Annotated in this window: 19 protein-coding genes; 6 read left to right on the forward strand and 13 right to left on the reverse strand. The window is 65.9% G+C overall.

What is annotated here, in order from left to right; translation table 11 throughout:
• Positions 1 to 16: 16 nt before the first annotated feature.
• Positions 17 to 475, reverse strand: coding sequence for an HTH-type transcriptional regulator Lrp (gene lrp, locus ACNO8S_RS15800; RefSeq protein WP_005536716.1), 459 nt, complete (start codon positions 473 to 475; stop codon positions 17 to 19).
• Positions 476 to 601: 126 nt separating this feature from the next.
• On the opposite strand from lrp, the gene glnA reads away from it, so the two are divergent.
• Positions 602 to 1,957, forward strand: a complete 1,356-nt coding sequence (gene glnA / locus ACNO8S_RS15805; RefSeq protein WP_014039093.1) for a type I glutamate--ammonia ligase — start codon at positions 602 to 604, stop codon at positions 1,955 to 1,957.
• Positions 1,958 to 1,967: 10 nt separating this feature from the next.
• On the opposite strand, the gene ACNO8S_RS15810 is transcribed toward glnA, so the two are convergent.
• From ACNO8S_RS15810 to ACNO8S_RS15820, 3 genes are all read right to left on the reverse strand, one after another.
• Positions 1,968 to 2,861 carry a phosphatase PAP2 family protein gene (locus ACNO8S_RS15810; RefSeq protein ID WP_420182268.1) on the reverse strand — a complete coding sequence of 298 codons (894 nt, stop codon included), beginning with the start codon at positions 2,859 to 2,861 and terminating at the stop codon, positions 1,968 to 1,970.
• Positions 2,858 to 4,093, reverse strand: coding sequence for a YihY/virulence factor BrkB family protein (locus ACNO8S_RS15815; RefSeq protein ID WP_050037325.1), 1,236 nt, complete (start codon positions 4,091 to 4,093; stop codon positions 2,858 to 2,860). The genes ACNO8S_RS15810 and ACNO8S_RS15815 overlap by 4 nt, the downstream gene beginning before the upstream one ends.
• Positions 4,094 to 4,171: 78 nt before the next feature.
• Positions 4,172 to 5,608, reverse strand: coding sequence for an MATE family efflux transporter (locus ACNO8S_RS15820; RefSeq protein ID WP_129755835.1), 1,437 nt, complete (start codon positions 5,606 to 5,608; stop codon positions 4,172 to 4,174).
• A 94-nt stretch (positions 5,609 to 5,702) separates the two neighbouring features.
• On the opposite strand from ACNO8S_RS15820, the gene ACNO8S_RS15825 reads away from it, so the two are divergent.
• Complete coding sequence (locus ACNO8S_RS15825; RefSeq protein ID WP_050037327.1) at positions 5,703 to 6,119, forward strand: hypothetical protein; 417 nt, start codon at positions 5,703 to 5,705, stop codon at positions 6,117 to 6,119.
• 115 nt (positions 6,120 to 6,234) lie between these two features.
• Here ACNO8S_RS15825 and ACNO8S_RS15830 read toward each other — a convergent pair whose 3' ends face one another.
• Together ACNO8S_RS15830 and ACNO8S_RS15835 are read right to left on the reverse strand one after the other, a co-directional pair.
• Positions 6,235 to 7,338, reverse strand: a complete 1,104-nt coding sequence (locus ACNO8S_RS15830) for a tRNA (guanine(26)-N(2))-dimethyltransferase (RefSeq protein WP_050037328.1) — start codon at positions 7,336 to 7,338, stop codon at positions 6,235 to 6,237.
• A gap of 48 nt (positions 7,339 to 7,386) precedes the next feature.
• Positions 7,387 to 9,069, reverse strand: a complete 1,683-nt coding sequence (locus ACNO8S_RS15835) for a histidine kinase N-terminal 7TM domain-containing protein (protein ID WP_420182269.1) — start codon at positions 9,067 to 9,069, stop codon at positions 7,387 to 7,389.
• Between the two features lie 133 nt (positions 9,070 to 9,202).
• On the opposite strand from ACNO8S_RS15835, the gene ACNO8S_RS15840 reads away from it, so the two are divergent.
• Entirely contained in the window at positions 9,203 to 9,556 is a 354-nt protein-coding gene (locus tag ACNO8S_RS15840) for a hypothetical protein (RefSeq protein ID WP_014039100.1), read from the forward strand.
• A 210-nt stretch (positions 9,557 to 9,766) separates the two neighbouring features.
• On the opposite strand, the gene ACNO8S_RS15845 is transcribed toward ACNO8S_RS15840, so the two are convergent.
• The 3 genes from ACNO8S_RS15845 to hisH are packed head-to-tail and all read right to left on the reverse strand — an operon-like array spanning position 9,767 to position 12,018.
• Complete coding sequence (locus tag ACNO8S_RS15845) at positions 9,767 to 10,501, reverse strand: acetoacetate decarboxylase family protein (RefSeq protein ID WP_420182793.1); 735 nt, start codon at positions 10,499 to 10,501, stop codon at positions 9,767 to 9,769.
• Positions 10,498 to 11,346, reverse strand: a complete 849-nt coding sequence (locus ACNO8S_RS15850) for an SDR family oxidoreductase (protein ID WP_420182270.1) — start codon at positions 11,344 to 11,346, stop codon at positions 10,498 to 10,500. The genes ACNO8S_RS15845 and ACNO8S_RS15850 overlap by 4 nt, the downstream gene beginning before the upstream one ends.
• Positions 11,347 to 11,370: 24 nt before the next feature.
• Complete coding sequence (gene hisH / locus ACNO8S_RS15855; protein ID WP_008307104.1) at positions 11,371 to 12,018, reverse strand: imidazole glycerol phosphate synthase subunit HisH; 648 nt, start codon at positions 12,016 to 12,018, stop codon at positions 11,371 to 11,373.
• Between the two features lie 171 nt (positions 12,019 to 12,189).
• Here hisH and ACNO8S_RS15860 point away from each other — a divergent pair, with 171 nt between their 5' ends.
• Positions 12,190 to 12,555, forward strand: a complete 366-nt coding sequence (locus tag ACNO8S_RS15860; protein ID WP_014039103.1) for a hypothetical protein — start codon at positions 12,190 to 12,192, stop codon at positions 12,553 to 12,555.
• Between the two features lie 28 nt (positions 12,556 to 12,583).
• Here the strand turns inward: ACNO8S_RS15860 and ACNO8S_RS15865 are convergent, their stop codons facing one another.
• From ACNO8S_RS15865 to ACNO8S_RS15880, 4 genes are all read right to left on the reverse strand, one after another.
• Entirely contained in the window at positions 12,584 to 13,171 is a 588-nt protein-coding gene (locus ACNO8S_RS15865; RefSeq protein ID WP_050037332.1) for a uracil-DNA glycosylase, read from the reverse strand.
• A 76-nt stretch (positions 13,172 to 13,247) separates the two neighbouring features.
• Positions 13,248 to 13,691 (reverse strand): RidA family protein, encoded by a 444-nt coding sequence (locus ACNO8S_RS15870; protein WP_420182271.1) that lies wholly within the window; start codon positions 13,689 to 13,691, stop codon positions 13,248 to 13,250.
• Positions 13,692 to 13,915: 224 nt separating this feature from the next.
• On the reverse strand, positions 13,916 to 14,467 hold the full coding sequence (locus ACNO8S_RS15875; RefSeq protein ID WP_129755841.1) for a DUF99 family protein: 552 nt from the start codon (positions 14,465 to 14,467) through the stop codon (positions 13,916 to 13,918).
• A complete protein-coding gene (locus tag ACNO8S_RS15880; protein ID WP_004515979.1) occupies positions 14,464 to 14,649 on the reverse strand; it encodes a DUF5786 family protein in 186 nt (61 codons plus the stop codon). The genes ACNO8S_RS15875 and ACNO8S_RS15880 overlap by 4 nt, the downstream gene beginning before the upstream one ends.
• Before the next feature lie 160 nt (positions 14,650 to 14,809).
• Between ACNO8S_RS15880 and ACNO8S_RS15885 the strand changes: the two genes are divergently transcribed.
• Both ACNO8S_RS15885 and ACNO8S_RS15890 read left to right on the forward strand, forming a co-directional pair.
• Positions 14,810 to 15,421, forward strand: a complete 612-nt coding sequence (locus ACNO8S_RS15885; protein WP_050007199.1) for an MBL fold metallo-hydrolase — start codon at positions 14,810 to 14,812, stop codon at positions 15,419 to 15,421.
• A 50-nt stretch (positions 15,422 to 15,471) separates the two neighbouring features.
• The gene (locus ACNO8S_RS15890; RefSeq protein ID WP_014039108.1) at positions 15,472 to 16,377 is read left to right on the forward strand and encodes a hypothetical protein; all 906 of its coding nucleotides are present in this window, start codon (positions 15,472 to 15,474) and stop codon (positions 16,375 to 16,377) included.
• Positions 16,378 to 16,423: the final 46 nt, after the last annotated feature.

Below are 16,423 nucleotides of genomic sequence, written 5' to 3' on the forward strand. Positions count from 1 at the left end.
GGTAGAAGGACGGTCGCTACTCCTTCAGGTCGAGGTCGAACTGCTCGTGTTCGCTTGCGGCGTTGAGCACGACGGAGGTGTTCGACTCCCTGATATCCGGGTCGGTGAGGAGTTCTTTGATCTGGGCGTTCATGCCGTCGGTGTCGGTGAACTTCCCGACCGCGATGACGTCGTAGTCGCCGGTGACCTCGTACACCGATATCATCTGCTTGTGCTCTTCGAGGTCCTCGGTGACTGCCGGGAGCGACGACCCTTCCACCTTGAGCTGGATGATGGCTGTCACGTCGTAACCGAGCTTGTCGTAGTCGACTTTGGGGGTGTACCCGTTGATGATTCCCTCGTCCTCGAGATCGGAGAGGTGGTTTGAGACGGTCGTTACCGACACGTCGAGGTCTTCTCCGAGGCTTCGGAGGCTGGCGCGGCCATCCCCCAGAAGTGCATTCACTAGCTCACGGTCGAGATTTTCGTACGTCATTACATTGGTGGACGCCCCCCAGGGATTAGAATTTTACGAATGTCCAAATGTAAGCGAAAGCGTCGAAACCTTTGCGCAAATCAGCAGGGTTTTAGTAGTAGCACCGTTCCTATCGGGTGTCCAAAGATGACAAGCGAACTTTCAGAGGCGGCACAGGAGGTACTCGACGAGATCGAAGAGAAGAACGTCGACTTCCTCCGGCTCCAGTTTACCGACATCCTCGGCACCATCAAGAACGTCTCGATCACAGCCGACCAGGCAGAGAAAGCGTTCACAGAGGGGATCTACTTCGACGGCTCCTCGATCAACGGCTTCGTCCGGATTCAGGAGTCCGACATGCGTCTGGACCCGGACCCCTCGACGTTCTCGGTGCTTCCGTGGAGGGAAAACGTCGAAGGCGGTTCCAGTGCTCGCCTCATCTGTGACGTCATCGACACCTCGACCGGCGAGCCGTTCTCCGGCGACCCGCGTGGCGTCCTGAAGCGTGCTATCGAGCGCGCAAACGACATGGGCTATACGGTCAACGCCGCCCCCGAGCCCGAGTTCTTCCTGTTCGAGGAAGACGAAGAGGGCCGTGCGACGACCAAGACCAACGACGCCGGCGGTTACTTCGACCTCGCGCCAAAGGACCTCGCCTCCGACGTGCGCCGTGACATCATCTACGGCCTCGAAGACATGGGCTTCGACATCGAAGCCTCCCACCACGAGGTCGCCCAGGGCCAGCACGAGATCAACTTCACCTACGACGACGCGCTCTCGACGGCCGACAACGTCGCAACCTTCCGCTCTGTCGTCCGCGCCATCGCGGCCGAGCACGACCTGCACGCGACGTTCATGCCGAAACCCATCCCGAAGATCAACGGCTCCGGGATGCACACGCACCTCTCGCTGTTCACCGAGGACGGCGAGAACGCGTTCCACGACGAGGACGACGAGTTCAACCTCTCCGAGACGGCAAAGAGCTTCACCGCCGGTATCCTCAAGCACGCACCGGCTATCACGGCCGTCTCGAACCCGACCGTGAACTCCTACAAGCGTCTGGTCCCGGGCTACGAGGCACCCGTCTACGTCGCCTGGTCCGACCGTAACCGCTCGGCGCTCATCCGCAAGCCGGCCGCCCGCACCCCGGCCGCAAGCCGTATCGAGGCTCGCTTCCCCGACCCGTCGTGTAACCCGTACCTCGCCTTCGCCGCGCTCATCCACGCTGGGCTCGACGGCGTCGAGCAGGACCTCGATTGTGACGACCCTGTCCGCGAGAACATCTACGACTTCGACGAGGAGAAACGCGAGGAGTACGGCATCACCACGCTCCCGTCGAACCTCGGCGAAGCCGTCGAAGCGCTCGAAGACGACGAAGTGATTCAGGACGCTCTCGGCGAGCACGTCTACGAGAACTTCGTCGAGGCCAAAACGCAGGAACACAAGGAGTACCTCGTCGACGTCTCCGACTGGGAACTCGACCGCTACCTCGAGAAGTTCTAACGGCTGCCACTCACACCTTTTTGGCGAGGCGCTCACCGGCCAGCGGCAGCGTCAGCAAGACGCCGGTCCCGAGCGCCGCAAGCAGCGTGACGGCGACCGGCGTCGGGTCTAACCCGAACGTCACCCCGAGCAACGTTCCAACCGAGACAACGCCCAGCAACGCCGTGATACCGACACCGTGCCGGGTCGGTTCCGGGATTGAATCTCCGAGGAGCGCCCAGACCACGGCACCCGCGACAGCGACACCCAGCGCGCCGGCCGAATTGCGGGAAACGCCGGTGACGAACAGCCCTGCTACGGCGATGACGGCCGCGAAGCCGAACACCCGCTCGGGCGTTTTGAGCGCACCGAGGGCGAGCGCGAGGGCCGCACCGGCGATGGCAAAGCCCGCGAGGATGTCGGCGAGGTAGTGGACGCCGAGTACAAGCCGGGAGAGCCCGATGAGGGCGATGATCGTCGCGGCGACGGCGGCGCGCTGCCGACGCGTGCCGACCCGGAGCGCCCACGCGATGCCGCCCCAGACGAGCAGGGAGAGGGTGGCGTGGCCGCTGGGGAAGCCGAACCCCTCTCCGGTCGCCATCGACTCGTAGACGCCCCGCAGCGCCGCCGGGAGCAGTTCGGCGTGGGTGGCCGTACCCGCTCCGGGCGGCCGCGGCAGCGCGAACACGCCCTTCAGTGACACGACGAGCGCGACGGCGACGGCGAGCAGCGCCACGAGCATCGCCGTCCGGTCCCGAGTGAGGCCGCGACCGAGTTTCGGCGTCCACGGGCCGAGCCAGTACAGCAGGCCACAGGCCAGAAACGTGAACCAGAAGTCCCCTAATTGGGTGATGAGGGCGAACAACACGACGACTGCGCCGGGCAGCGCCGACAGCACCTCGGTGACGCCGACAGCCCGTATCACTGTCGCCAGTCGCGCACTCGGTCGACGAGCCGTCCGGGGAGGCCGGTGGCAGTAAGCGTCACACCGACAGCAATCATGATAGCGTAAAGGCCCAGTACCGACAGCCAGATGACCAGCATCGCCAGCACGGCCCAGAGCCCCTTCAGGTAGTAGAACGCGCCGAGGGTCATGATCGTGCCGTACAGCAAGACGATGTAGGGGCCCCACTGTCGGGCGTGGCCGCGGCGCATCCGGCGGCGGACGTACTGCTTGAGGTCCGACCGCACCTCGTCACGGTGGAGTGTCCGGTCCTCGACGTCCTCGCGAAACGACTCGAACTCTTCGCGGAGTTCCTGTAGCTCCTCGTCTGTCAGCGCATCAGTGTCTCGTCCGGTCGGCCCGGTTCCGGCTGGCGGGGGTGTGTCGGTCTCGTCAGCGTCCTCACTCATCGCTTTGCCGGACCGTCGGTGCGATACCTGTTGTAGTTGCCGGTCCGCGAGCGCCGCGTTGACCGCTGCGCCCACGAGTAGCACCTGTCCGGCGAAGTAGAACCACGTCACGAGCAGGAGGACCCCGCCGATGACGCCGTACACCTGGTAGGAGTCGGCCTGCGCCGCGTACACGTTGAACCCTGTTCCGAGCAGCGTCCACCCGGCACCGGCGAACACCGCGCCGGGGACGGCCGCCCGTATCGTCATCTCCTGATCGGGAAACAGGTAGTACAGTGGGAGGAAGGACACCGTTAGTACAGGGATGAGTGCGAGTCCGCCCAGCGCAACCTGGACGCCCAGCACCGTTCCGAGAGCGCCGATGACGCCGAGCCCGCCCAGCGCCACGACGATGCCGCCCAGCGCGGCCAGCCCGTCGACGAGCTCGCCGACAATCGAACCGGGGCCGTCCGTCCCGTAGACGCGGCTGAAGGCCGCGTCAAGCCCGCGGAACACCTTGAGCGCGCTCCAGAGCGTGACGCCGACGCCGAGCACAGTCGCTCCCCCGCGGCCAGCCCCGCTTGTCAGCGCGTCTTCGAGCAGCGTCGATGCCGTCGGCGAGAGCACGTCTCCCGCAGCCGTCACGATTCGCTCGGCAAAGGCCTCCCCGCCCGCCAGCGTGCCGACGACCAGCGTCAGCAACAACAGCGGCAGGAGCGAGACGAACATGTAGTAGGCGATGCCGGCCGCGAGAAAGGAGACCTCCTCCTCTTGGACAGTGCGGACGACATCCCGAGCGACGGAGACAGCGCGTGTGCGATCCACGCGAGCATCTCGGGGTGGAGCCCCAAATATACTGTCGACTGGCTGACGCCAGACCGTCGTTCTGGCCGTCGACACCCGTCAGTCGTCGAGCGCCGCGTCGGGCCGGTAGGACCGGCTCACGACCCGCCACGTCCCCGACCGGAAGCGATAGTAGGTCACTGCCGCGGGAACGGCCGTCTCGACCACGAGCGAGGCGTACAGCGCGAGCTCGCCGAGCGGCGTGACGTAGCCGAGATACGCCAGCGGGAGGGCGAACAGGTACATCCCGGCCAGTTGGGAGTAAAACGGCCAGCGCGTGTCGCCGCTGGCCCGGAGCGGCCCGGTCGAGCCGCCGTCGACACCTCGGAACACGACACTGGCACAGGCGACGGAGACGAACACCGTCACCAGTGGGAGCACTGTGGGGTCCGAGACGAACAGGCGGGCGATGCCCCGCGAGAACGGGAGCAGCGTCGCCGCGACCACGATGTACACGCCGACACTTAGCCTGAGCACCGTCTGCGCCCAGACGGTCGCCTCGGCCTCGTTACCGTCGCCCAGAGCCTGTCCGACGAGGCTGCTCGACGCGAGGCTCAGTCCCCAGTTCGGCGTGTCAAGCAGCGCTCGGACGCGGAGCGCCACGACGTAGGCCGACACGACGCCGGGCCCGAACAGGCCGACGATGAACAGCCGGGGGAACTGCGCCCCAGTCCGCGCGAGGTTGGCCCCAACCAGCGGCGTCCCGGTTTTCGCGAGGTCCCGCCCCAGTCCCCGGTCGAGGAACGGCCGCGACACCGGAATCCGGACCGGAAACGCGCCGATTATCGGCAGGCCGCCGCGAGCCAGCCCGACAGCGAACCCAGCCGTGACGAGCACGTTCGCAATGACCGTGCCCAGCGCCGCACCGACGACGCCGAGGCCGAACCCGAAGATGAAGACGGCGTTCAACGCGATGTTGACGACCGCGCCGCCGGCCCGCAACAGCATCGGCGTCCAGGCGTCGTCGGCTCCCACGAGCGTCCGACTGGCGATGAGGTTCAGTGCGGCGAAGGGGACACCGAGGGCGACGACGCGCAGGTACTCGACCCCGTACCCGACGGCCTCGGACCCCGTCCCGACGAGATCGACGAGCAGACCGGGGATGACCCAGTACGCCGCCATCAACGGAAGTGTCAGCCCCAGAACGACGGCGGCGCTGGTCGTGACGGTGACCGCCAGTTCCCTCTCGGCGTCGGCCCCGTAGCGCTGGGACACCATCCCGATGGTTCCTCCGGCGACGCCGCCGCCCAGTGCGAACACGAGTTCCCAGAACGGTGCGGCGAAGCCGACGCCGGCGATGGCGGTCGGCCCGAGTGCCAGTCCGACCATCGCCACGTCGACCGTCGACTTCGACATCCGGGCCAGTCCGGTGACGATCCGGGGCCAGGACAGGTCCGTCGCTCGGCGGACCCGCTCGCGCTCGACGAGGTCGAACCGCGCGAGCAGGCCGCCGATGAACAGCAGGACGCCACGGACCGGGTTGTACGTGGAGGGCACGTCTTCGCCACTGCTTTGCGGCCGAACCCGAAAGGTGTTAAGAAAGGGGAGCCGCCCTCACAGGGTTTATACAGCGCCGCTGCAACGACCGGATATGGATACGGAAGCGGCCATCCGGCACGGGACGATGCAGGTGACCGTCCTGTTGCTCGTCGCGGCCGCACTGGCTATCGGTTTCGGCGTCGCCGGCGTCGGCGCGTCCCTGCCGATTGTCGTGGGCCTGCTGGTACTGACGGCTGTTCTATTCGCCGCCCGACCGGACGAGGACCGATTCGGTCCCGTCGCCGGTGTCGACATGGACGGCATCGTCAAGTCGCTGTGGCTCGCGCCGCTCGTCACGGCCCTACCGCTGCTCGTCCGCCTGTCGGCCACACCCGGAGAGGTACAGGCCATTGGCGGCATGCTCGGCCTCGCGGGGATGGCGAACTACTTCCTGCGGCCGGTGTATCTGCTGGGCTACGACCTCGTCTCCGCGGTTCGAGAGAGCGTTGGCCGGGCGAACGGTCGGTAGTTCGTGTCCAGACGGAGCTATAGTAACAATTGAAACGATTTACACACTGATCGCACTGCCGTCGTGCGATCAGGTGTGCATTGATTTTCAATGGCTACTATAGATTCCCGACCCGCTACTCCGCCGTCGCCTCGCGGATTTCGACCACGTCGGCGTCCGTCTTGAACGTCGTGCCGCCGTAGTGCGTTCGAGAGGCCTCGTAGCCAGTGTCCCGAAGTTTCTCGATGAACTCGTCCATGGCTTCCGCGCCGCGTCCCCAGCGCTTGCAGAGGCGGTGCTGGTCGTAGTGGGTTGGCGTGTCGATCTCCTCGCTGAGCGTCGCCAGCAGTTCTGTCGCCTCGTTGGCGGTGCCCATCTCCTCGGTCACCTGTTCGGACACGGCGTCGGCGAATGCCGGGTCGCAGGTCCGACCGAGCCAGATGGGGCCGGCCGTCTGGAGGTGCTTGTCACAGACCGGACAGTCCTCGGGCGGGTCGGCGATGAGGCCGTAGTCGTGGTCGCGCCAGAGGCAGTGCTGGCAGTGGTGGACGTAGCCGAGTTCGTCGATGCAGTCGTTGGCGACCTTCGCGCCGTGGTCGAACTCCAGGTAGGTCCGGGCGTAGTGTTTCGTCGCGTGGCTGAGAATCGGCCTGGCGGCGATGTCGTAGCGGGCGGCCGTCCGGACCATCGCCGACAGGAGGACGCGCATCCCCATCTCGGCGTGGAACTCGGTGTTGCGCGGGACCGCGCCGTAGGACCGAACGCCGCTCTCGAAGTGTGCGCCACACAGCGGGGCGGTGTCGGTGGCCGTCACACAGAGGAGGTGTTTGGTGCCCTGTACCGCCGCGTCGGCGAAGGGAATCGGCGTGCCGAAGGGGTCGACGTCGACCACGTCGAACGCCTCCGAGTGCATGAGCACGTTCGCGTCCGACCGACGGACCGAGGCGGCAAGGTCGTTGCGTTCGAGATTCTGCTCGCACAGCGCCGTCGCGTCGTCGTCGATGTCACACAGCGTCGTCTCCCAGTCGTTGGCCGCCGCGCGGACGCCCCGGATGCCGCTCGCGGCGGTGGCGTCCAGGTACGTCGACACGCGGGGGGTTCGCTCTCGGTAGGCCCGCAGCGCCGCCACGGTGATGTCGCGGTTCAGCTCCTGGACGGGGTTGAAGAACACGTCCGCGCCCTTCCCCGCATCAGGCTGTTCCGGCACCGTGACCGTCACCCGGCCCTCACTGACGCGCATACTCCCCGGTCCGTGCGTGCGCCGTTAAGTCGTTCGAAGGCTCTCCGCTCACGCCGCTTCGGCGGCCGTCCGTTCCTGTGGCAGCCGAACGGTCACCGTCGTTCCGTCGCTCGTGTCGAAGTTGAGGTCCCCCTCAAGCGTCGTGGTCGTCCAGCGGACGAGCCAGAGGCCGATGCCGCTGCCGTGGTTCAGGTCCGTTTCGCGGCCCCGCTCCAGCACGCCGAGTTCGTGTTCTGGAACGCCAGGGCCGTTGTCGCTGACGGTCAGCACGACATCGTCGCCATCGACCTTCGCACCGACGGTGACGACGGCGTCCGGAACGTGCTGGAGAGCGTTCTCGACGAGATTGGTAAGCAGGATTTCCAGCAGGGCGGGCTGGGTCGTCAGCCGGAGGTCGTCGAGTATCTCAACCGTGACCGAGCCACCGTATTCCTCGCGGGCAGACTCGACGACTCCGGTGGCGAGGTCGGCAAGTGCGACGGATTCCAGGCCCGCGTCGCCAGCACCCGCTTCGGCGAGCGTTCGAGCCTTCTGGCCGGAGTCGACTAAACGACTGACCGACCGCTCGATGGTCGCCGCGTGGTCGGACTGCTCGCCGTCGAGTTCGTCAGCGAGCAGTTCCGCCCGGGCCTGGATGACGACGCTCTCGTTGCGGACGTTGTGTCTGAGAAAGCGGTTGAGCACTTCGAGGCGGCGCTCGCGGCGGATCTCGTCTGTGATGTCCTGAAAGACGACTGTGTATCCCAGTTGCGTCCCCGCCTCGTCCCGGAGCGCCGTCTGCCGGACCTTGAACTCCCGGTGTCGACCACCGGCCTCGATGGACGCCCGCGAACTCCCGCCGTCTGTCGCGATGTCGTCACCCGCTAGAAAGCTGTTCAGTGGCTCTGTCAGGCCTTCGCGCTTATCCACGCCCAGCATCCGCTCGGCGGCGGGGTTGAGGTTCACGACCCGTCCCTGTTCGTCGACGATGGCGACCGGCGTGGCGATGTCGTGGATGGCCGCCCGCTCGCCGGCCCGCCGGGTCGCCGGGTGGAACTCGAACATGTCGCTCCGGACGAACGCGTACAGGTCAAGGGCGATGTGGGGCAGGAACAGGAGCGTCGTCAGATTCACCGCCGGAACCGGTCCGACGCCGCCGGCCCACAGCAACACCCCGGCGCCGGGCGGTATCGGGCTCAGGCCGACCGCGAGCGCCTCGCGCCGGTACAGCGGGCCGTAGCTGACGACCGTATCGAACACCAGCAGGGTCCCGAAACTGACGAACAGCATCGCGACGATGATCGTGAGCAGCCCCACCGGCAAGACGGCGTAGTCGGCTCCCGCGCTACCGGCGGTCGGCACGACCCGGAATCCCTGCCAGACCACGGTGTGGAGCGGGTTCGTGACGACGAGCGCCGTTCCGGCGAGCGGCAGCACCGCTACGGCCCGGTACCAGCCGCTTTCGAGGACGTTCGTCCGACCGGTGTATCCCAGCGCAAAGGAGAGGAAACAGAAGCCGATCCAGATGATACCCAGCCAGGACACCATCTCCAAGGCAAGGCGCAGTGTCGGGTCGAACACCAGCAGCGCCGCGCCGTAGCTGAAACACCAGCCCGTCTGCGTGACGATGGTCGCGACGAACCACCGCGCGCCCGGCTTGTCCCAGTGCGCCTGGAGCTGGGCCAGCAGATACAGCGACCCGAATCCCGAGGCAAACGAGCCCAGCGCCAGCCACGGGAGGTCGAGGTTCATGCCGGAAGAAACCCGTATTCCGTGTTTATTCTTCCGGGCACAGTACAAGCACTGATAACTCCCTGCTGCGGCTGCGAGCCAGCCGGGACGTGGCTGCTGAAGCCGACGCCGTTTTGTCACCCCTTTCCGTAGCATGGATGTGACCGGAGTCGAGGAGTGGGTGGCCGACCTCGAAGCCGCCGGGGAGCTGACCCCCGACGCAGTGTCGGCTATCGTCGACGTCCACGGCGACCGCGGCCACCAGGCCATCGAGGCTGTCGGCGAGAGCCGCGTCAAGCAGTACCGCGATTTCACCGTCGTCGTGGGCCACGACGACGAGTACATCGTCGAGGACGGCGGCTGTACCTGCGCCGACAGCGAGTACAATCTCGATGCGGACGACCCCGACCAGCTCTGCTGGCACGCCATCGCCGTCCGCGTCGCCGAGGCTATCGACGCCGTCGACGAGCACGATATGTGGTACTCTGAGGTCCGGGAGTTCCTCTAGACCACCTTTTTCCACGGGGGCATCGCGCTCGCCGCTGGCGAGCGCTCAACCCCCGCGCAAAAACGTGGGCGAAAAAGGCCGGACTCGCCGCAGAGCGGCGAGTCCGGGGAAACCGCGCGCCGTCGGCGCGCGGTATGCTATGCGGTACGGCTTCCTCACCGCTCTGCTACTGCTACCGCTCTGCTCCGTTCCTGCTACCGCACTATCCCGTTACCGCTCCACCGGCCGCCCAGCGCCGTACGCAATCCGACCATCCAGCGAGAACCGAAGGACGGACCGGGTACCGAGGTCGAGGGAGCGGAGCGTGTCGGCTCGCTCGTGGTCGCCCGGGTCCACGTCGATGCGGTCGCTCAGTGGTGCGACCCCCAATTTCCCCCGGAACTCGATAGGCGTCCGTTCGAGCCGTCCCTCCCGAACTGCGTAGCTCTCGACCGTTTCGCGGCGCTCCCAGGTTCGCGGCCAGTCGATACTGACCGTCGCCACGCGGTCGCCGTCCTCGACAACCGTCGTCTCGCGGCGTGTCGCGCCGTCGCGGTGGCTGATGTCGGCGACCGTCTTCGGATAGCCCCAGATCTCGTCGCCGAGGGCGCGCGCGGGTTCGGTCGTCACCGGCAGTGACCAGACGTAGCCGCCAACATCGCGAGTCAGCAGTGGAATCAGCGGTGGTCGCCGCCCGTCTGGCGTCGCCGCGACTATCACCGCGAACTCGTCGTAGGGGACCATCGCGTCGTCGCCGATACGGTGGTATTCGACGGCGAGGAACACGACCGCGGCCCGACGGGCCGTCGCCCGAATTGGCGTCAGCCCGTCGGGAAGCAGCGACTCGGCAACGTCGTATCGCGCCGGGAGCACCGCGCCGGCGACCGTCGCCTCGGTGACCAGCGGGAGCGTCACCTCGTGGCCGGTCGAGAGCCGAACTCTGTCGCCGTCACCCAGTCGCGTCACCGCAGCCACCGCCCCAGAAACGAACTCGCTCGACCGAACCCGCGATGAATTGGGTCCTGCAGTCGCGCCGGGAGCCAGTGGGTCCACCGGACGAACGTGGCGAACGCGCCGACGGGGTAGCGTGCCTTCGGTGGGTCGTCGGTCGCCGCGGCCAGCACCGTCGCGGCGACGGTCTCCGGCGTCGTCGCCAACGGCCCACCGGTGAGCACCCAGCCGGTTTCGAGCGCGTCGTACGTCCGGTCGTAGGTCGGCGTCCGATCTTCGTCGTTCAGGCTTCCCAGCGCGCTGTCGGCGAAGCCGGTGTCTACCCACGCCGGTTCGACGAGCGAGACGTGGATATCGTCCTCGCCGGCGATCTCTATCCGGAGCGCGTCGGTCAGCGACTCGACGGCGGCCTTGCCGGCCGAATACGCGCCCAGGCCCGGCGACGCGGTGTGACCCAGCACGCTGGATACCGTGATGATGCGCCCGCCGTGTTCGCGCATCTCGGGGAGCACTGCCTGTGCGAGTCGGTGTGGGCCGTGGACCAGCACGTCGAACTGCTCGCAAACGTCGTCGCTGGCTATGTCTTCGACTGGCCCGGCGACTCCGTAACCGGCGTTGTTCACCAGACAGTCGAGTCGGCCTGTCTCCTCGATGACCTGGTCGACGACGGCTTCGATCTGTGCTTCGTCGGTCACGTCGAGTTCGAGACAGCGACAGCGCTCGCGGATGTCCGCAGGGAACTCCGCTCGAACGTCCGTCGCATACACTGTCCAGCCGTCGTCGACGAACGCCCGCGCCGTCGCCGCTCCGATACCCGACGCTGCACCAGTGAGCAGAACGACAGAATTACTTGTAGACATACGGACACATACCGAGTCCAGAACTCAGTGGTCGAGGCAGTAGTCGACGAAGTTCCGGAGGATGCGCAGCCCCGTCTCGCCCGATTTCTCCGGGTGGAACTGCGTGCCGAAGACGTTGCCGGCGTCGTTGGCGACGATGGAGGCGAAGTCGGCCCCGTAGTCAGTCGTCGCCACCGTCGCGTTCTCGTCGTCGGGGACGGCGTAGTAGGAGTGGACGAAGTAGGCGTGCTCGCCGTCGACGCCCTCGACGAGCGGATGGTCCCGCGTCACGTCGAGTTCGTTCCAGCCCATGTGTGGCACGGTTTGGTCGCGGCTGAACCGGACGTTCTTCCCGGGAATGAGGTCGAGCCCTTCGGCGTCGCCCTGGCCTTCGTGGTCGGCCTCTTCGCTCGTCGTCAGGAGCATCTGCATCCCGAGGCAGATCCCGAACAGGGGCTTGCCGGCCTCGGCCTGTTCGACCAGCGCCTCGCGGAACGGCCCGGCGTTGTCCATTCCTTCGGAGAACGCCCCGACGCCGGGCAGGACGATGCCGTCGGCCGCGTCGAACTCCGCAGGGTCCTCCGAAAGGGAGACCTCTGCGCCGGCGCGTTCGAGCCCGCGCGTGACGCTCCGGAGGTTCCCCAGTCCGTAATCGACGACGACCACGTCCGCGGTCGTCTGTCTGACACTCATACGGGATCGTAGGCGAACAGGGGCTAAGTGACTTCCTGTTCGAACAAACCTTCGGCACGACCACTGTCCGGCGGGAGGTGTCGCTTACAGTCGGACACCCGGACCTGATAAGGATATCAACTATGAAAATAGGCCGGCCCAGTTTTATTGACCTACCGCATACGGCCGTTGATGGTTGATCCTACAGACGTTCTGTACGTCGACGGTAACGTTCTCATCGCTGAGTTTCCCGAAGAGATGGAGATGACAGACGAGACATTCGCGAAAGTCAATGAACGGTTCGAGGAACTCGCCTCACAGCCGGCGGTCGATACGCATATCTCGAACCTCCAGATGGAGGCGTCACTGAACGACGACGTATTCACGCGAGCACAGGAGGCCGCCGAGGCGGGCAAGGAGTTCGGTATCACGGACTGGGTCATCGTCTCCGAGGGAATCAAGAAGATGGCGCTCAAGAGCCGGGTCGGCGAGATTCCTGGTGTCGACATTTCGCTGGTCGACACGAAGGCAGAGGCGATGGACATCGCAGCGAAGTAGCGGTTCCGGGCCGCACTACCCGACTATTTTAAAACTCGCCGAGCCGCGACTGTCCGCTCTGGGCGTCGGTGAACTCCGCGGCAGTCGTTATCGCGGCCTCAAACGTCTCCTTCTGGCTGGGGTCGTACAGCGTCGCCGCCGGGTGGACGGAGACGAGCACGCGGCGTGGCTGGCCGGCGATAGCCACGTCGAACACGTCGCCCGCTTCGCCGGTGACGGCGACGTCACGCTCCAGCAGGTGCTCAGCCGGCACTTTCCCGAGCGTGACGACGACCTCGGGGTCGACGCGGTCGATCTCCGTCTCCAGATAGTCGCGGCAGTTCGCGAGTTCACCCGTTCGCGGGTCGCGGTTGTCCGGCGGGCGACAGCGCACACAGTTGGTGATGCGCACGTCGCCGCGGTCGAGGCCGGCCTCGCGCAACGCCTCGTCGAGCACGTCGCCGCTCCGCCCGACGAACGGCTCGCCCTGTTCGTCCTCGTTCGCGCCGGGGGCCTCCCCGACGAACAGCAGGTCCGCGTCCGCGGGGCCGACGCCGTTGACGATTCGCGAGCGCGAGCGGCAGAGGTCGTCACAGCGCTCACAGCCGACGACGTTGAGGCCGTCCATCTGCTCCATGTCCCGTCGTTTGCGCCGGGGGCTCTCAAACGCAGCGGTCCGCCGGCAGGCACCCGACCGCGGACGCTGGCCGTGACTACCGCTTTACACCCGTCGCTTCGATCTGCACCGCCGCGTCGTTCGGCAGGTGTGCCACGCCGACGACAGTCCGTGACGGTCGCTGTCCGTCGAAAAACGCCGCGTACGCTTGCTTGACCGCTGGTAGCTGGTCCATCTCCGTGAGGTACACCGTCGTCCGCAGCAGGTCACGCGGTTCGAGACCGGATTCGGCAGCCATGGCACGAATTTGGTCGAGCGCGGCGAGCGTCTGTTCCTGAACGTCGCCGCTGCGAGCCGTTTCCGCGTCGGGGAACTGGCCGTCGAAGAACATGAGTTGGCTGTCCTGCTGGCGCGTGCCGTAGACGCTGTGTTCTGTCGGCTGGTCGCCTTCGTACCGGGTCACGCTACTGTTGATGTTCGTTTGCTCGTTCGTTTCTGCGGGCTCTACAGCATTCCTCGCCTGCGTTCTGCTTTCTGCCATTGTATCTCTACAAACACAGTGCCGGACAATCAGACTATGTTTAGCTATTGCTAAATACAACCTACGATAGGATATTGCTACCGCCTATGTCGTTCAAACCTCCATCTCTAACTTAGTAACAGCTAATGAGTCGTTGGGGTATCTGAAGGACGTGAATTCGGGCCGTCCATTGTACCGATGGGCAATACGATACCGCATCCGGTCGGTCGCTCCCGCTGTGTGAGTCACTCCATTTCGACCAGTCCCCGCGCCGCCAGTCGGGCGACACGGAGTGGTTCAGGACGGCCGCCCTCCGGCGTGAACGCGCAGACGACATCCGCGGCGGCGCTGTCGTCGAGGCCGACGCTCCGGACGTACACCGTCTCGTCGTTCACCGACACCGGTCGGCGCTCCGGCTGGGCACGGTAGGTCGCCAGCCGGTCCTGCACGACATCGGAGTCGTCGAAGGCCTCGCGGATGGCCCCTTCGAGTCCCGGCGAGGACTCGAAGGTGACCGAGACGACCGGCAGGTCGGTGTGGTCGTGAATCTGTTCGAGGTCGAGTACGTTGAACCACGCCGGCGCGATGCCCGCCACCAGCAAGTAGCGGACGTCCTCGCGGTCCAGTCTGTCGACCATCGCACACACCGTCTCAGTCGCGTCGCTCCCACCGACTGTGGCAGTACTGAAAACAAAGCCGTCAGCCACCCGACTGGCGCGAACGACAGCACCAGCGAACTGACTGGTCTCAGCCCGATACGACTCCGCCACGCCGAGGGCCCGTGCCCCTGATTTCACGTGTTCTGGTTGTCTTTGATGTCTTCCAGTCTATCGAGTAGTTCGTCGTTCGACGCGGTGAACTCGTACTCGATATCGCCCTCGTGGGCGTTTTCTTCAGCATCGAGGCCGTCCTCGTCCTCGAAGTCTGTGTCGTACTCCTGATTGTCTTGTTCCGATTCGTCGTAGCTCCCGAACCCCATGGTACGTGTACAACTATGACGTTCTTAGTAAAAAATCACTCGGCGACACTATCGTGTTTGATAACCGATATTTTCTCGGCACTGTGAGTCGAAATACCCTATTCCGGTCGGGTTGCCGGCGGACAGTACACTCAAGCGGGCCGCGCCACAGGTTTCGTGTATGGACGTTCACAACGTCACCGCCGAGGCCGAGACGTTCACCTGCAACGCCTATCTCGCGACTGGCGAGCAGACGACGCTGGTCGATGCCGGCGCGATGCGCGGCGTCGTCGATGTCGTCCGCGAGCACGTCGATGCGCTCGACGCCGTCGTGTTGACCCACCAGCACGGCGACCACGTCCAGCAGCTCGACGCCGTCCTCGACGCCTTCGACGCGCCGTTGTACGCCTACAGCTCCCACCCGCGCCGGGACCACGAACTCGCTGACGGCGACACGCTCACGGTCGGTGACGAGGACTGTGAGGTCGTGTACACGCCGGGCCACGCCGACGACCACGTCTCGCTCGTCTCCGAGTCGTCCCTGTTCTCCGGCGACGTGGTCGTCCACGACGACGGCGCGTTCGAGGGCGGCTCCTTCGGCCGCACCGACCGCCCCGGCCAGTCCCGCGAGCGCCTCATCGAGAGCATCGAGCGCATTCTCGACCGAATGCCGGCAGGCGTCGAACACATGTACTCGGGTCACGGCGGCGTCTTCCACGGTGACGTTCGCGAGGTCGTCGAACGCGCCCTCGACCGGGCGCAACGCCGCGAGCCGAAGTATCCCGACGAGTGACCGCTCGAAACCGGCGCAATGCTCTAGTGATAGGGCCGATATTCGACTCCATGAACCAGCGACTTCTGACGGGGACGGCCCTGGCGCTCTCCGGCGTCGTGCTGGCCGCTATGCAGGCCCTCCATGCGTTCCAGCAAACCCGGATTCCGGTGGCAATTGCAGTCGATGCGCTCCCCTTTGTGGCGATGGGACTGGCGATAGTGTACGCGGGCGTCTGGCTCGTCCGTGACACGACGTTCGAGGGGGCCACGTCCCGGGTGGCCGCGTGGGCCGCCGGCGGGACCGTGGCGTTTGCCGCCATCGCGGCGCTCCTGTTGTTCAGCCAGCGCGTGACCTCCGGGTCACTCGCCCGAGCGTCGTACCTGACGGTGGACCTCGTCACCGTCGGCGCGCTGGCGGGCGTTCTGGTCGGGCTGTACGACGCCCGGAGCCGCAGTCGGCTCCGCGAACTGGCGGCCGAGCGCGACCGTATCGAGGCCTTCGCCGGGAAGGCGGCCGATGTGAACAACTACGGACGCGCCATCGCCAGCGCCCCCAGCGTCGACGGCGTCGCCGCCTTCGTCGTCGAGGCCTTCGGGACGATGACCGGCATGGAGGAGACGGCCGTCATCCGGCTCAAGGACGGCGATGCAGTGGTGCTCGCGAACACGATTCGAACCGTGCCGGTCGACGTTGTCGGCTCGCTCGCACAGGAAGTCCGGACACAGCAACAGGGTGAGATCACTGTTCACGACCGGCCGTTCTCCGTCGACATCCCCGAGTCAGTCACCGACTGCGTGTCGGCGGTGGTTTTGGACGACGAGGGCACGGCGACGGTCGTTCTCTCAGTCACGACGGACGAGACGACTGTCGGGGAAGAAGATCAAAAGCTGCTGGAACTCATCGTCTCACACGCGTCGGTTCGCATGGCGACGCTCGACCGGCAATCAGCGGACAGAGAACCCACTGAGAAGTAGTTGATTGGCGACGAACCGCCACCGGATGCCGGCGGCAACTGACCCG

Origin of the sequence: Haloarcula sp. KBTZ06, assembly GCF_048595605.1 — an archaeon.
GTDB classification, from domain to species: Archaea; Halobacteriota; Halobacteria; order Halobacteriales; family Haloarculaceae; genus Haloarcula; species Haloarcula hispanica.